The sequence below is a fragment of the Streptomyces sp. NPDC008238 genome (assembly GCF_042956445.1).
GTDB lineage: Bacteria > Actinomycetota > Actinomycetes > Streptomycetales > Streptomycetaceae > Actinacidiphila.
Genome location: NZ_JBIBGK010000014.1, coordinates 101,716 through 114,740, shown reverse-complemented (window position 1 = coordinate 114,740; position 13,025 = coordinate 101,716). Strand labels below are relative to the sequence as shown.

The 13,025-nt window shown below is 72.3% G+C and carries 14 protein-coding genes; 3 read left to right on the top strand and 11 right to left on the bottom strand.

What is annotated here, in order from left to right:
* Positions 1-4: 4 nt before the first annotated feature.
* The 6 genes from coaD to ACFZAU_RS25875 form a co-directional block, all read right to left on the bottom strand.
* Positions 5-484, bottom strand: coding sequence for a pantetheine-phosphate adenylyltransferase (gene coaD, locus ACFZAU_RS25900; RefSeq protein WP_499602207.1), 480 nt, complete (start codon positions 482-484; stop codon positions 5-7).
* 35 nt (positions 485-519) lie between these two features.
* Positions 520-1,101: a 16S rRNA (guanine(966)-N(2))-methyltransferase RsmD gene (rsmD, locus tag ACFZAU_RS25895; RefSeq protein ID WP_500554154.1), complete on the bottom strand. Its 582-nt coding sequence runs from the start codon at positions 1,099-1,101 to the stop codon at positions 520-522.
* Between the two features lie 70 nt (positions 1,102-1,171).
* On the bottom strand, positions 1,172-1,717 hold the full coding sequence (locus ACFZAU_RS25890) for a helix-turn-helix domain-containing protein (RefSeq protein WP_500465173.1): 546 nt from the start codon (positions 1,715-1,717) through the stop codon (positions 1,172-1,174).
* Between the two features lie 95 nt (positions 1,718-1,812).
* Positions 1,813-4,017, bottom strand: coding sequence for an ATP-dependent DNA helicase RecG (gene recG, locus ACFZAU_RS25885; protein ID WP_500554153.1), 2,205 nt, complete (start codon positions 4,015-4,017; stop codon positions 1,813-1,815).
* A 123-nt stretch (positions 4,018-4,140) separates the two neighbouring features.
* Positions 4,141-4,929, bottom strand: a complete 789-nt coding sequence (locus tag ACFZAU_RS25880) for a calcium-binding protein (protein ID WP_500554152.1) — start codon at positions 4,927-4,929, stop codon at positions 4,141-4,143.
* Positions 4,930-5,149: 220 nt separating this feature from the next.
* Positions 5,150-6,865 carry a DAK2 domain-containing protein gene (locus ACFZAU_RS25875; protein ID WP_500554151.1) on the bottom strand — a complete coding sequence of 572 codons (1,716 nt, stop codon included), beginning with the start codon at positions 6,863-6,865 and terminating at the stop codon, positions 5,150-5,152.
* Positions 6,866-7,134: 269 nt separating this feature from the next.
* Here ACFZAU_RS25875 and rpmB point away from each other — a divergent pair, with 269 nt between their 5' ends.
* Positions 7,135-7,320 (top strand): 50S ribosomal protein L28, encoded by a 186-nt coding sequence (rpmB, locus tag ACFZAU_RS25870; protein ID WP_014628431.1) that lies wholly within the window; start codon positions 7,135-7,137, stop codon positions 7,318-7,320.
* A gap of 104 nt (positions 7,321-7,424) precedes the next feature.
* On the opposite strand, the gene thiD is transcribed toward rpmB, so the two are convergent.
* Complete coding sequence (gene thiD / locus ACFZAU_RS25865) at positions 7,425-8,213, bottom strand: bifunctional hydroxymethylpyrimidine kinase/phosphomethylpyrimidine kinase (protein WP_499602216.1); 789 nt, start codon at positions 8,211-8,213, stop codon at positions 7,425-7,427.
* A gap of 22 nt (positions 8,214-8,235) precedes the next feature.
* Positions 8,236-9,195 carry a thiamine-phosphate kinase gene (locus ACFZAU_RS25860; protein ID WP_499602217.1) on the bottom strand — a complete coding sequence of 320 codons (960 nt, stop codon included), beginning with the start codon at positions 9,193-9,195 and terminating at the stop codon, positions 8,236-8,238.
* A 155-nt stretch (positions 9,196-9,350) separates the two neighbouring features.
* Between ACFZAU_RS25860 and ACFZAU_RS25855 the strand changes: the two genes are divergently transcribed.
* Entirely contained in the window at positions 9,351-9,584 is a 234-nt protein-coding gene (locus tag ACFZAU_RS25855) for an Lrp/AsnC family transcriptional regulator (RefSeq protein ID WP_018562083.1), read from the top strand.
* Positions 9,585-9,634: 50 nt separating this feature from the next.
* Positions 9,635-10,099 (top strand): DUF3515 domain-containing protein, encoded by a 465-nt coding sequence (locus ACFZAU_RS25850; RefSeq protein ID WP_499602218.1) that lies wholly within the window; start codon positions 9,635-9,637, stop codon positions 10,097-10,099.
* Positions 10,100-10,132: 33 nt separating this feature from the next.
* Here ACFZAU_RS25850 and ACFZAU_RS25845 read toward each other — a convergent pair whose 3' ends face one another.
* The 3 genes from ACFZAU_RS25845 to ACFZAU_RS25835 are packed head-to-tail and all read right to left on the bottom strand — an operon-like array spanning position 10,133 to position 13,020.
* Positions 10,133-11,269 carry a D-alanine--D-alanine ligase family protein gene (locus tag ACFZAU_RS25845; RefSeq protein ID WP_500554150.1) on the bottom strand — a complete coding sequence of 379 codons (1,137 nt, stop codon included), beginning with the start codon at positions 11,267-11,269 and terminating at the stop codon, positions 10,133-10,135.
* 27 nt (positions 11,270-11,296) lie between these two features.
* Positions 11,297-12,244, bottom strand: coding sequence for an NAD(P)H-dependent glycerol-3-phosphate dehydrogenase (locus ACFZAU_RS25840; protein ID WP_499602741.1), 948 nt, complete (start codon positions 12,242-12,244; stop codon positions 11,297-11,299).
* Between the two features lie 50 nt (positions 12,245-12,294).
* On the bottom strand, positions 12,295-13,020 hold the full coding sequence (locus ACFZAU_RS25835) for a lysophospholipid acyltransferase family protein (protein ID WP_500554149.1): 726 nt from the start codon (positions 13,018-13,020) through the stop codon (positions 12,295-12,297).
* Positions 13,021-13,025: the final 5 nt, after the last annotated feature.

The window sequence follows — 13,025 nt, the reverse complement described above, 5'->3', positions numbered from 1 at the left end:
GACTCTACTGCTGCCCGAGCTTCTTCTTGAGGGCCTCCAGCACGACGGGCGGCAGCAAGTGCGCGACGTCGCCGCCCCATTGCGCCACCTCCTTGACGAGGCTGGAGGACAGGAAGCTGTAGGTGGGGTTGGTGGGGACGAACAGGGTCTCCACGCCGGACAGCCCGTTGTTCATCTGGGCCATCTGCAGCTCGTAGTCGAAGTCGCTGACCGCGCGCAGGCCCTTCACGATGGCGGGGATGTCGCGCTGCTTGCAGAAGTCCACCAGCAGGCCGTGGAAGGCCTCCACGCGCACGTTGCCGTACTCGGCGGTGACCTCCTCGATGAGGGCGATGCGCTCCTCGATCGGGAAGAGGCCCTGCTTCGACTTGTTGATCATCACGGCCACGTAGACCTCGTCGTACAGGCGCGAGGCTCGGGCGATGATGTCGAGGTGTCCATTGGTGACGGGGTCGAAGGACCCGGGGCAGACTGCGCGGCGCAACGGTGACTCCTCGCTCTGAGGGTTCTGCGGGTGGTTCATGACGCGTCAGTAACGTCGGCGGCGCGACCGTACCAAAGCGTCCCTTCGCCGTACCGGCGGGCCCTGATCCCTTCGTACCCCTCGGGCCAGCGGAATTCCCCGCCGCGGGTGCTCCTCTCCACGGTGGCGACGGCGTCGGCGTCCAGCCAGCCCTGGGTGCGGAGTGTGAGCAGGATCTCGCGGAGCTCGTCGTCGGTGACGGCGTACGGCGGGTCCAGGAACACCAGGTCGTACGGTTGCGCCGGGGGTTCTCCCGCGATCACCTTCTCGGCCTTGCCGGCCCGCACCTCGGCCCCGGGCAGCCCGAGGTGGCGGACGTTCTCCCGGATGACCCGGGCGGCGCGGGGGTCGGCCTCGACCAGCAGTACGTGCGCGGCGCCGCGCGAGAGCGCCTCCAGGCCGACGGCGCCCGATCCCGCGTACAGGTCGGCGACCCGCGCGCCGTGCAGGGCGCCGCGCAGCGACTCCCAGGTGGAGAACAGCCCCTCCTTCGCCCGGTCGGAGGTGGGTCGGGTTCCGTTGCCGGGCGGAACGGCCAGGCGGCGGCCACCGGCGGCTCCGGCGATCACGCGGGTCATCTGCGGCTCACTCGTCTCGTGGGCGGGCGGAACGGCGCCTGCGCGGCGCCGCTCCCCCACGATACGTAGGTCAGTCCCGGCCCTGCTCGTCCCCGGCCTCCGGCAGGGGGGAGCCCGCCACCGTCCCGACGAGCGCGGGCGAGGCGTAACGCGACCAGGACAGGCAGCCGTCGGGCGGGCAGTACTCGGGGCGGCGCGGGTCGTGACCGAGCTCACGCAGCTTCGTCCGGACGGAGTCGGGCGTGCGGCCGAAGCGGGCGGCCACGCGGGCGATGGACTCGCCGTCGTGGAACCGGCGGACCAGCTCCTCCTCGTGCTGCGGCACCCAGGGCGCGCCGTGCCCCGGGAACAGCTCGCGCAGCACGTCACGGTCGGGGATGGGCTCGGACACGTCGGCCACGAGCGCGAGGGCGCGCAGCGCGCGGTTGAGGGCGATGCGCAGGGACGGGACGTCGGTCAGCGGCAGCGTGAGGGTGCCGGAGGCGAGGAGGGTGTCCGGGTCGTCCTCGGACCAGCCGGCCAGGGTCAGGGTGACGGTGGTGTCGTCGTCGCTGGAGAGCTCGATCCGGAAGACCTTCTCACCGAGCGGCAGTTCGTTCAGATGACGGAACGACATGAAATCAGCCCCCAAAGGTCCAACTACGCCGATTCCCGAGCGGATCGGCGCGGACTGTGTCCATTCTCCCAGGGGGCACTGACAATGACGGCCCGTCAGCCCTTGTCGAGGTACTGCTCGCGGTCGGCGTCGACCAGGCTCTCCAGCGCGCTGCGCAGATCCGGCTGACCGGCCAGTTCGGGGTCCGCGGCGACCAGCGAGGTGGCCTCCTCGCGGGCCGCCGCGATCACGTCCTCGTCGTCGATCACCGTCAGCATGCGCAGCGACGACCGCGTCCCGGACTGGGCCTGGCCCAGCACGTCGCCCTCACGCCGCTGTTCCAGGTCGATGCGCGACAGCTCGAAGCCGTCCAGCGTCCCGGCCACGGCGTCCAGCCGGGCGCGAGCCGAGGTCGCCTCCGGCATCTCGGACACCAGCAGGCACAGTCCCGCCGCCGAACCACGGCCGACCCGGCCGCGCAACTGGTGCAGCTGCGAGACGCCGAAGCGGTCCGCGTCCATGATCACCATGGCGGTGGCGTTCGGCACGTTGACGCCGACCTCGATCACCGTGGTCGCCACCAGCACGTCGACCTCGCCGGCGGCGAAGCGGCGCATCACGTCGTCCTTCGCCTCCGGCTGCATCCTCCCGTGCAGGACCTCCACCCGGAGCCCCACGAGCGGCCCCTTGGCCAGCTGCTCGGCGGTCTCCAGCACCGCCAGCGGCGGCCGCCGCTCCGCCTCGTCCTCCGCGGTCTTCTTCGACGCGTCCGCCTCGTCGTCCGAGTCGCCGATCCGCGGGCACACCACGTACGCCTGGTGGCCGTTCTCGACCTCCTCGCGCACCCGCTCCCAGGCGCGCGACAGGAAGTGCGGCTTGTCCTTCGCCGGCACGACGTGCGTGGCGATCGGCGAACGCCCGGCCGGCAGCTGGTCCAGCACGGAGGTCTCCAGGTCACCGAAGACGGTCATCGCGACCGTGCGCGGGATCGGCGTCGCCGTCATCACCAGCAGGTGCGGCGGCTGCTTGGCCTTGCCGCGCAGCGCGTCGCGCTGCTCGACGCCGAAACGGTGCTGCTCGTCGACCACGACCAGGCCCAGGTCGTGGAACTGCACCTTGTCCTCGATCAGCGCGTGCGTGCCCACGACGATCCCGGCCTCGCCGGTCACCAGGTCCAGCAGTGCCTGGCGGCGGGCGGCGGCCCCCATGGAACCCGTCAGCAGCACGACCTTGGTGCCCAGGTCCGAGCCGCCGAGCATGCCGCCCTCGGCGAGGTCGCCCATCATCTCCGTGATCGAGCGGTGGTGCTGCTGCGCCAGCACCTCGGTCGGCGCCAGCATCGCGGCCTGACCGCCCGCGTCGACCACGCCGAGCATGGCGCGCAGCGCCACCATCGTCTTGCCGGAACCCACCTCGCCCTGGAGCAGCCGGTGCATCGGGTGGTCCGTCGCGAGGTCCGCGAAGATCTCCGCCGACACCGTCTCCTGGCCCTCGGTGAGCGTGAACGGCAGCCGGGCGTCGAACGCCTTCAGCAGCCCGTCCTCCGCGGGGACGCGCGGTACGCCCGGCAGCGCGTCGTCCGCCGCCCTGCGCCGCGCGAGGGCCACCTGCAGCACGAACGCCTCGTCCCACTTCAGGCGCTCCTTGGCGACCATGATGTCGGCCTTGGACCGCGGGCGGTGGATCTTCTCCAGCGCCTCAGGCAGCGGCGCGAGCCCCCGCGTCTCCCGCAGCGCGGCGGGCAGCGGCTCGCCCGTGCCGGCCCACTGCGTGGCCCCCAGGGAGGTGAGCACGGTGTCCACGGTCTTCGCGATCGTCCACGAGTTGACCTGCTTGACCGCCGGGTAGATCGGGATCAGCCGGTTCGCGAAGGCGTCCACGGCCTCCTCGCTGTCCTCGGCGTCCAGCAACTGGTACTCGGGGTGCGCCAGCTGCAGGGCCCGGTTGAACACGGACACCTTGCCGGCGAACATGCCGCGGCGGCCGGGCAGCAGATCGTGCTCCGGCTTGAACACCCCCCGGCCGAAGAAGACCAGCGTCAGCGAACCGCTACCGTCGGTGACGACCACCTCCAGGCGCGCCTTGCCCGCGCCGTACGTCTTCTTCGTCGCCTTGGCGACCCGGGCGACGACGGTGACGTGCTCGTCGAGCGGGAGGTCGGACAGGCGGGTCAGCTCGCCGCGTTCGGCGTAGCGGCGGGGGTAGTGGTGCAGCAGGTCCCCGACCGTGCGCAGGTCGAGGTGGTCGGCGAACACCTTTGCGGTGCGGCCGCCGACGGATCGGGCGAGGGGTTCGTCAAGGGCAGCAGACATCGCGTCCATCTTTGCGCACCCCGCCGACAAAGTGCTGCGCGCGGCGCCGCACGGGCCGCCGGTGGGGCGTCGCCGCCGGGTGTCCCGGGCGGACGCCTGGGGCGCGCCGCCCGGGACACCGTTGTCATCCGGTCACTTGACGTCGACGTAGTCGCCCGCGACGGCGACGGGCGCGGCGGTCGGCGAACCGGCGTAGCTGAAGCGGTAGTAGCCGTCCTGGGCGGCCTTGACCGTGGTCCTCAGCGAACCCGTCCTGCTCGACGGGATGCCCTTGACGTTCACGTAGTTGGTCGTGCCCGCCTTGCGGAACTGCAGCACGACCTTCTGGCCGGCGTAGCCGCCGTACTTGTGCGTCTCCCAGTTCGCGAGGGTCAGGGCGCCGGTGATCGTGATCGTCTTGCCCTTCTTCACCGGCTCCGGGGTGGCGTTGACCGTCAGCTTGGTGGCGCGCAGCACCTTGAAGGTCTTGGCGGGGTCGATCTGGACGTAGTGCCCGTTGTTGAGGCCGTTCGCGTAGGCCCACATCTTCCAGGTGCCGGCCTGCGAGTTCTTGCTCACGCCGAAGTGCCGGTAGTCCGAGGTGCTCTTCAGCACCAGGGTGCAGGTGTAGCTGGTGACGGCGTGCACACCGCAGCTGGGGAGCACCACGCCCCAGTCGTCGTGGTTGACGTCCTTGCCGTGGTAAAGGATCCCGCCCGCGTCGCTGATGCCGTCCGGGTCGGAGGCCGTGAGCTTGACGGTGACGGAGGCCCTGCCCGAGGAGTCGACCACGATGGACTTGCCGCCGTTGACGATCACGTTGGATATCCGCGTGCCGCCGGATGCGGCCGCGGGAGCCGCCTGGACGGACGGCAGCGCGAGAGCGGACAGGGCCAGGGCGCCGACCACGACGGCCGCGGCGGAGCGGATGCGCATGTTCATGATTACCCCCACATCGGTACGGTCCCGCCGTGTTCCCCCCCGGCGGGTGACGTTGCCGTCGTGACCACTGTGCACGCGCTGTCCGGCCGTGCCGAGGAATGCCTCCCGACCGTCGCCCGTCGGTCGAACGGCTGTTGCAGGATGCCGACATGGTCACCGGACGGGCCGCACGGCCGCGCCTGCCGTTCATGTACGGCGGCCCCCGCCCGGCGAGCGGGGCCTACTCCACGCCGATCAGGAGCGGGCACGTCTCCTGGCCGCCGTCGTAGACGACCGTGTCGACCGCGAGGTGGCTGTCGCGGACGTGCGCCTCGAGCCGGTCCGCCAGGTCCGCGGGCGCGTCCGTCCCGATGACGAGGGTGACCATCTCCCCGCCCGCCGCGAGCATGCGGTCCAGGACGTTGATCCCGGTCTCCACGAGGTTCCCGCCGATCACCGCGACGTCCCCGTCGATGAGCCCGAGGACGTCCCCGCCCTGGCAGACGCCGGCCATGGTCCAGGACTGGGCCTCCGCGACGGCGAGCTCGGCGTAGCGCGTGGCGCCGGCCGCGGAGGTCATGGCGACGACGTCCTCGTCGAAGCGCCGGGTGGGCTCGTGGACGGCGATGGCCGCGATGCCCTGGACCGCGGACCGGGTGGGGATGAGGGCCACGCGGACGCCCTCCGCGCGGGCCTGTTCGGCCGCGGCGCCCACCGCGTGCCGCAGTTCGACGTCGTTGGGCAGCAGGACGACCTCGCGGGCGTGGGCCCGGCGGATGGCCTCCGCGATGTCGCCGCTCGCCGGCGGCTCCCCGGGCCGTACCGCGACCACGGTGGCGCCGGCCCGGGCGCAGAGCGCGGCCAGGCCCTCGCCGCGCACCACGGCGACGACCGCACGCACCGCACGCTCGCCCCGTTCGCCCGCCCCGTGGACGCCGCTCGTCCCGTGCACGCCGCTCGTCCCGCGGCGCCCGCGCTCCAGCGCCCTCGCCTGGTCCCCGAAGTGCGTGACCTTGATGCGGTACGGCCGGCCGGCCTCGATCCCCGCCTCGATGGCGGCGCCCACGTCGTCGACGTGCACGTGGACGTTCCACAGCCCGTCCCCGCCCACGACCACCAGGGAGTCGCCGAGCCGGTCCAGCCGCGTGCGCAGCGCGGGGACGGCGCGATCGGGCGCCTCCAGGAGGTAGATGACCTCGAAGCCCGGCCCGCCGGGCACCGCGTGCGGGTCGCCCCCGTCCGCGCCCTCGCCCGCCGCAGCGCAGCCGTACGGCTCGACCGGGGACGCGCCCCTGGGCAGCGGCACCCGCAGGGCGTCGTCGAGCGGGCCCATCGGGGCCTGCCCGGAGACCGCGTCAGCGAGGGCGCCCAGGACGGCGACGAGGCCGCGCCCGCCGGCGTCGACGACACCGGCGTCACCAAGGACGGCCAGTTGCCGCGGAGTTGCCGCCAGCGCGAGGCGGGCCGCCTCGTACGCGGCCCGGGACACCTCGTGGACGCCGCCGCTCGCCGCGGAGGCGGCCTCCGCGGCGGCCGTGGCGACGGTCAGCATCGTGCCCTCGACCGGGTGCGCGACCGCCTGGTACGCGGACTCCGCGGCCCGGCGCAGGGCCGGACGCAGGTCGCCGGCGTCCACGGTGAGGACCTCGGCCATGCCGCGCAGCAGTTGGGCCAGGATCGTCCCGGAGTTGCCGCGCGCCCCTATGAGCGCGCCGTGCGCCATGGAGCGCAGGCACGAGGTGAGGTCAGGGGTGCTTCCCGAGGCGGCGTGGCCCTCGAAGACGGCGTCCACGGACTGGGCGGCGGACTCCACGGTCAGGAAGAGGTTCGTGCCGGTGTCCCCGTCGGCGACGGGGTAGACGTTGATCGCGTCGATCTCCTCGCGGGCCCGCCCCAGTGCCTGGAGGGACAGCCGGCACCATGCGCGCACCGCGGGGGGGTCGAGCGTCGGCGGCACGTGTTCCTCCTGCGGGGGCGGCCGGGGACCTGGGGTGGGGAGGTGTCCGCACGCAGCGTACTGAGCGCCGGGGCCCTCCGGGCGACCGCCCCGTACCGCTGACCATGGTAATTTCGAGGGACAGGAGCGGTCGTAGTATGCTGCTCCGGTTGCCCGGGGCTGTCCCGGGCCGTCCCACGGCACCACCGGTCCTCCTTCAATGCACTTGGACGGGCGACGGCGCCGCCGGGATTTATCCGTTAGTGCATCTGAAGTCTTTGGAGTGACCCGTGGCTGCCAACTGCGACGTCTGCGGCAAGGGGCCGGGCTTCGGCAACAACATCTCGCACTCGCACCGCCGTACTCGCCGTCGTTGGAACCCCAACATCCAGACGGTGCGTGCCGTGGTCGGTCGGACGCCGAAGCGCCTCAACGTCTGCACCTCGTGCATCAAGGCCGGCAAGGTCGCGCGCTGACGCATAGGACGTCGTAGCGCAGCCTTGCGGCTGCCGGAGCCGGTCCACCCTCGGGTGGACCGGCTTTCTGCTGTGACCTCCCGCACGTCGGCCGGCGGGATCCGTCAGCGCTGCCGCCAGGCGTGGTCCACGGGGCCGATCCCGCCGCCCAGCGGGAAGCCGGCCGCGATGGCGCCGGTGACGTACTCCTTGGCGGCGTGGGCCGCCTCCGGGACGTCCAGCCCCCGGGCGAGGAACGAGGCGACGGCCGAGGCCAGGGTGCAGCCGGTGCCGTGGGTGTGGCGGTTGTCATGCCGCGGGCCGCGCAGCCAGTGCTCGCTGCTGCCGTCGGTGAGCAGGTCGACGGCGTCGCCGCTGAGGTGGCCGCCCTTGATCAGGGCCCAGCGGGGCCCGCACTTGAGGACGGCGGCCGCGGCCTCGCGCATGGCCGGCTCGCCGTCCACGACGACGCCTGTGATCTGGCGCACCTCGTCCAGGTTGGGGGTGGCGACGGTGGCCAGCGGCAACAGCCGGGTCCTGACGACCTCGACGGCGTCGGCGGCGAGCAGCGGGTCGCCGTGCTTGGAGACGCCGACCGGGTCGACGACCACGGGGACGTCGAGCGGGGCGAGGAGTTCGGCGACGGCGGTGACGAGCCCGGCCGAGGCGAGCATCCCGGTCTTGACCGCCTGCACGCCGATGTCGTCCACGACGCTGCGGAACTGGGCCCGTACGGCCTCCACGGGCAGTTCCCAGGCGCCCTGGACGCCCAGCGAGTTCTGCGCCGTGACGGCCGTGACCACGCTCATCCCGTGGACGCCGAGGGCGAGCATGGTCTTCAGGTCGGCCTGGATGCCCGCCCCGCCGCCGGAGTCGGAGCCGGCGACGGTGAGCACGCGCGGTGGAATCGTCATGGGCCGAATCTAGTCGCCGCCGTCACTCGGCCCCGAAGTGGTCCCATCCGCCGGCCTTGTCCCAGGGGGCGCCGTCCACGGTGACCTGGGGCGCCGTGGTGGCCTTCACCACCCGGCCGATGACCCGCCAGCGGGCGGGCAGCTTCGTGTCCGGGGGGAAGGCGGCGACTATCGCGTGGTCCTCTCCCCCGGTCAGCACCCAGTGCAGCGGGTCGACCCCGACGGCCTGGCCGATGTCGGCCATCTGCGCCGGGACGTCGATGTCGGCGGAGGAGAGGTCGATGGCGACCCCGCTGGCGGCGGCGATGTGGCCGAGGTCCGCGACGAGCCCGTCGCTGACGTCGGTCATGGCCGTCGCGCCGAGTTCCGCGGCGGCGGGACCGGCGTGGTACGGCGGTTCGGGGCGGCGGTGGGCCTCGACGAAGGCGCGCGGGGAGCGGAACCCCCGGGAGAGGACGGCGAGTCCCGCCGCGGACCAGCCCAGCCAGCCCGTGACGGCGACGACGTCGCCGGGCCGGGCACCGGATCGGGTGATGGGTTCGCGGTCGCGCAGGTCACCCAGTGCGGTGATGGAGAGCATGATCGTGTCGCCGCGGACGACGTCGCCGCCGACCACGGCCGCGCCGGCCACCTGGCACTCGTCCCGGATGCCGTCCATCAGCTCGACCGGCCAGGTCACCGGCAGGTCGGCCGGGACGACCAGGGCGAGCAGCACCGCGGTCGGCACGGCGCCCATGGCGGCGATGTCCGCGAGGTTCTGCGCGGCGGCCTTGCGGCCCACGTCGTAGGCGGTGGACCAGTCGCGGCGGAAGTGCCGCCCCTCCACGAGCGCGTCGGTGGTGGCCACCACCCGCCGGTCCGGGGCCGCCACCACGGCCGCGTCGTCACCCGGTCCGAGCCGGACGGCGGGGCTGGAGGTGAGCCGGGCGGTCAACTCCCTGATGAGCCCGAACTCCCCCAGTTCGCCCACGGTGCCCTTCATCTGACTGTCCCCTTCACCTGGCCGGTCCCCTTCTGTGTGCGCTCGCGCGGCAGCTTCGGCACGGCCGGTACCGCGCGGGTCTCCCCGCGGCATGCGGCGACGCGGTACCGTGACGTTCCCTCCCACATGATCCTCGTAGCCGCCCTGGAGGTTCCGTGGTACAGGCGTACATTCTGATCCAGACCGAGGTAGGGAAGGCCTCGGCAGTAGCGGAGGTGATCTCCAAGATTTCCGGGGTCATCCAGGCCGAGGACGTCACCGGCCCGTACGACGTGATCGTGCGCGCCCAGGCCGACACGGTCGACGACCTCGGGCGCCTCGTGGTGGCGAAGGTGCAGCAGGTCGAGGGGATCACCCGCACCCTGACCTGTCCGGTCGTCCATCTGTAGGCCCCCTGTAGGCTCGGCGGGTGATGTACCGCCGGGTAGCGCTAGTCTCCGTGTCCGCCGCCGCGTGCGTGTCCGCGGCGGCGGTCTGGATCTCCGCCTCCGGCGGTGACGCGGGCGGGGTCGCCGTTCCGTCGCCCTCCGCCTCCGCCGCCCGGATGTGCGGCGCGCTCCACGACGCGCTGCCGGGGAAGGTCGACGGCCTGTCGAAGCGGTCGGTGCGTCCCGTCTCCGACCTCACCGCCGGTTGGGGGGATCCTACGGTGGTGCTGCGCTGCGGCGTGCCGCGACCCGAGATGCTGACCCCGGGCAACCCGTCGTACAACCCCACCGCGGACGCGGTGGAGGTCAACGGCGTCAGCTGGCTCGTCGAGCCGACCGGCGACGGCTACCGCTTCACGACGACCGGCCGCAAGGCCTTCGTCGAGGTGACGGTACCCGCCCGGTACAAGCCCGAGGTCAATCCGCTGACCGACCTCGGGCACGCGGTGGAGACGACGATCCCCTCCGAGCTCTGACGCACCGGGGGTACGGCTCCCGTCCGGTCGGGCTCAGCGCAGGCCGGTGGAGCGCCGCAGCGCGGCCTGGATCAGCCGGTCCACCAGTTCCGCGTAGCCGACGCCGCTCTCCCGCCACATGCGCGGGTACATGGAGATCGGCGTGAAGCCCGGCATCGTGTTGATCTCGTTGATCACGAACTCGCCGTCCTCCTGCAGGAAGAAGTCCGCGCGGACCAGGCCCTCGCAGGAGGCCGCGTCGAAGGCGGCCACGGCGAGCCGCTGCACCTCGGCGGTCTGCTCCGGGGTCAGCGGCGCGGGGACGACGCCCTCGGCGGAGTCGATGTACTTCGCCTCGAAGTCGTAGAAGTCGTGCGCGGTGACCGGCGGGATCTCGGCGGGCACCGACGCGCGGGGACCGTCCTCGAACTCCAGGACACCGCATTCGATCTCGCGGCCCCGCAGCAGCGACTCCACGAGCACCTTGGGGTCGTGCCGGCGGGCCTCCTCGATCGCCTCGTCCAGGCCGGCGAGGTCGTTGACCTTGCTGATGCCCATCGAGGACCCGGCGCGGGCGGGCTTGACGAAGACCGGCCAGCCGTGGTCGGCGGCGAATTCGACGACCTTCGCGCGGGCCGCGGCCGGGTCGTTCTCCCACTCGCGTGGGCGGATGACGACGTACGGGCCGACCGGCAGGCCGAAGGAGACGAAGACCCGCTTCATGTACTCCTTGTCCATGCCGACGGCGGAGGCGAGCACGCCGGAGCCGACGTAGGGCACGCCGGAGAGCTCCAGCAGCCCCTGGAGGGTGCCGTCCTCGCCGTACGGGCCGTGCAGCATGGGGAAGACGACGTCGACGTCGCCGAGGACCTTGGGCACCGAGCCGGGCTCGCTGTAGACGACCTCGCGGCTGGCCGGGTCCACCGGCAGCACCACCGAGCCTTCGGAGGACTCGGCGAGCTGCTCGACGCTCGGCAGCGCGCGGTCGGCGATCGCCATCCGGGACGGGTCGTCGGCGGTGAGCGCCCAACGGCCGTCGGTGGTGATCCCGATCGGCAGCACGTCGTACTTGTCGCGGTCGATCGCGCTGAGTACGGCGCCTGCGGTGACGACCGAGATGGCGTGCTCGGAGCTGCGTCCGCCGAAGACGACCGCGACGCGCGGCTTGCGGGAAGAAGGCTGAATGCTCATGTCGCGTTGACCTTACCGTTCCGGACGTCAGCGTTCCGACTTGGCGGAGCGCGACATCAGCTCCTTGACCGCGACGACCGGCTGCTTCCCGTTGTGCACGATGTCGACGACGGTCTCGGTGATGGGCATGTCGACTCCGTGCCGGCGGGCCAGGTCGAGGACCGACTCGCAGGACTTGACGCCCTCAGCGGTCTGCCGGGTGACCGCGATGGTCTCCTGCAGCGTCATGCCCTTGCCCAGGTTGAAACCGAAGGTGTGGTTGCGGGACAGCGGCGAGGAGCAGGTCGCGACCAGGTCGCCCAGGCCCGCGAGACCGGAGAAGGTCAGCGGGTCGGCACCGAGCGCGATGCCGAGCCGGGTGGTCTCGGCCAGGCCGCGCGTGATCAGCGATCCCTTGGTGTTGTCGCCCAGGCCCATGCCGTCGGCGATGCCGACCGCCAGGCCGATCACGTTCTTCACCGCGCCGCCGAGTTCGCAGCCGACCACGTCGGTGTTGGTGTACGGGCGGAAGTACGCGGTGTGGCTGGCGGCCTGCAGCCGCTTGGCGACGGCCTCGTCGCGGCAGGCGACGACGCTGGCGGCGGGCTGCCGCGCGGCGATCTCCTTGGCCAGGTTGGGGCCGGACAGCACGGCGACGCGCTCCGGGCCCGCCTTGGCGACCTCCTCGATGACCTCGCTCATCCGCTTGGCCGTGCCGAGTTCGACGCCCTTCATCAGGCTGACCAGCACCGAGTCGCGGGGCAGCAGCGACTGCCACTCGGCCAGGTTGCCGCGGAGCGTCTGCGACGGTACGGAGAGGATCACGAACTCCGCGTCCCGGGCGGCCTCGGCGGGGTCGGTGGTGGCGGTGATCGTCGCGGGCAGCTCGGTACCGGGGAGGTAGAACGGGTTGCTGCGCGTGTTGTTGACGGCCTCGACGACCTCGGGGCGGCGGCCCCACATGGTCACCTGGGCGCCGGCGTCCGCGAGCACCATCGCGAAGGCGGTGCCCCAGGAGCCCGCGCCGTAGACCGCGCAGCGCGTCGTCACTTGGTGGTCCCCTTCTGCTTGCGCGGGTCGAAGCGCTCGGCGGGCGGTGTCTGACCGCGCAGTTCGCCCAGCAGCTCGCTGACCGCGGCCATGATGGTGTCGGTGGCGTCCCTGAGCACCTCGGCGTTGGCCTCCTGGCCGTGGAAGGCCGACAGGTCCACCGGCGGTCCGGCGACGACCCGCAGCGTCCTGCGCGGGAAGAGGCGGACCTTCTTGTCATTGGCGTACGGCGGCATGACCTCGTTGGCGCCCCACTGGGCGACCGGGATCACGGGGGCCTTGGTCATCAGCGCGACCCGGGCCACGCCGGTCTTGCCCACCATCGGCCACATCTCGGGGTCGCGGGTCAGCGTGCCCTCCGGGTAGAAGGCGACGCACTCGCCGGAGTTGATGGCGTCCACCGCGGCGCGGAAGGCGTTGGCGGCGTCGGTGCTCTCCCGGTACACGGGGATCTGGCCGGTGCCGCGAAGGACCGCGCCGACGAAGGCGGGCTTGAACAGCGGCGCCTTCGCCAGGAAGCGGGGGACCCGTCCGGTGTTGTACTGGAAATGCGCGTACGACAGGGGGTCGAGGTACGAGTTGTGGTTGACCGCCGTGATGAATCCGCCCTGGACCGGAATGTGCTCCATTCCGCGCCAGTCCCGCTTGAAGAGAACGACGAGCGGCGGTTTGGCGATGACGGCTGCGAGCCGGTACCAGAAGCCGATTCTGCGGCGGGACACCAGAA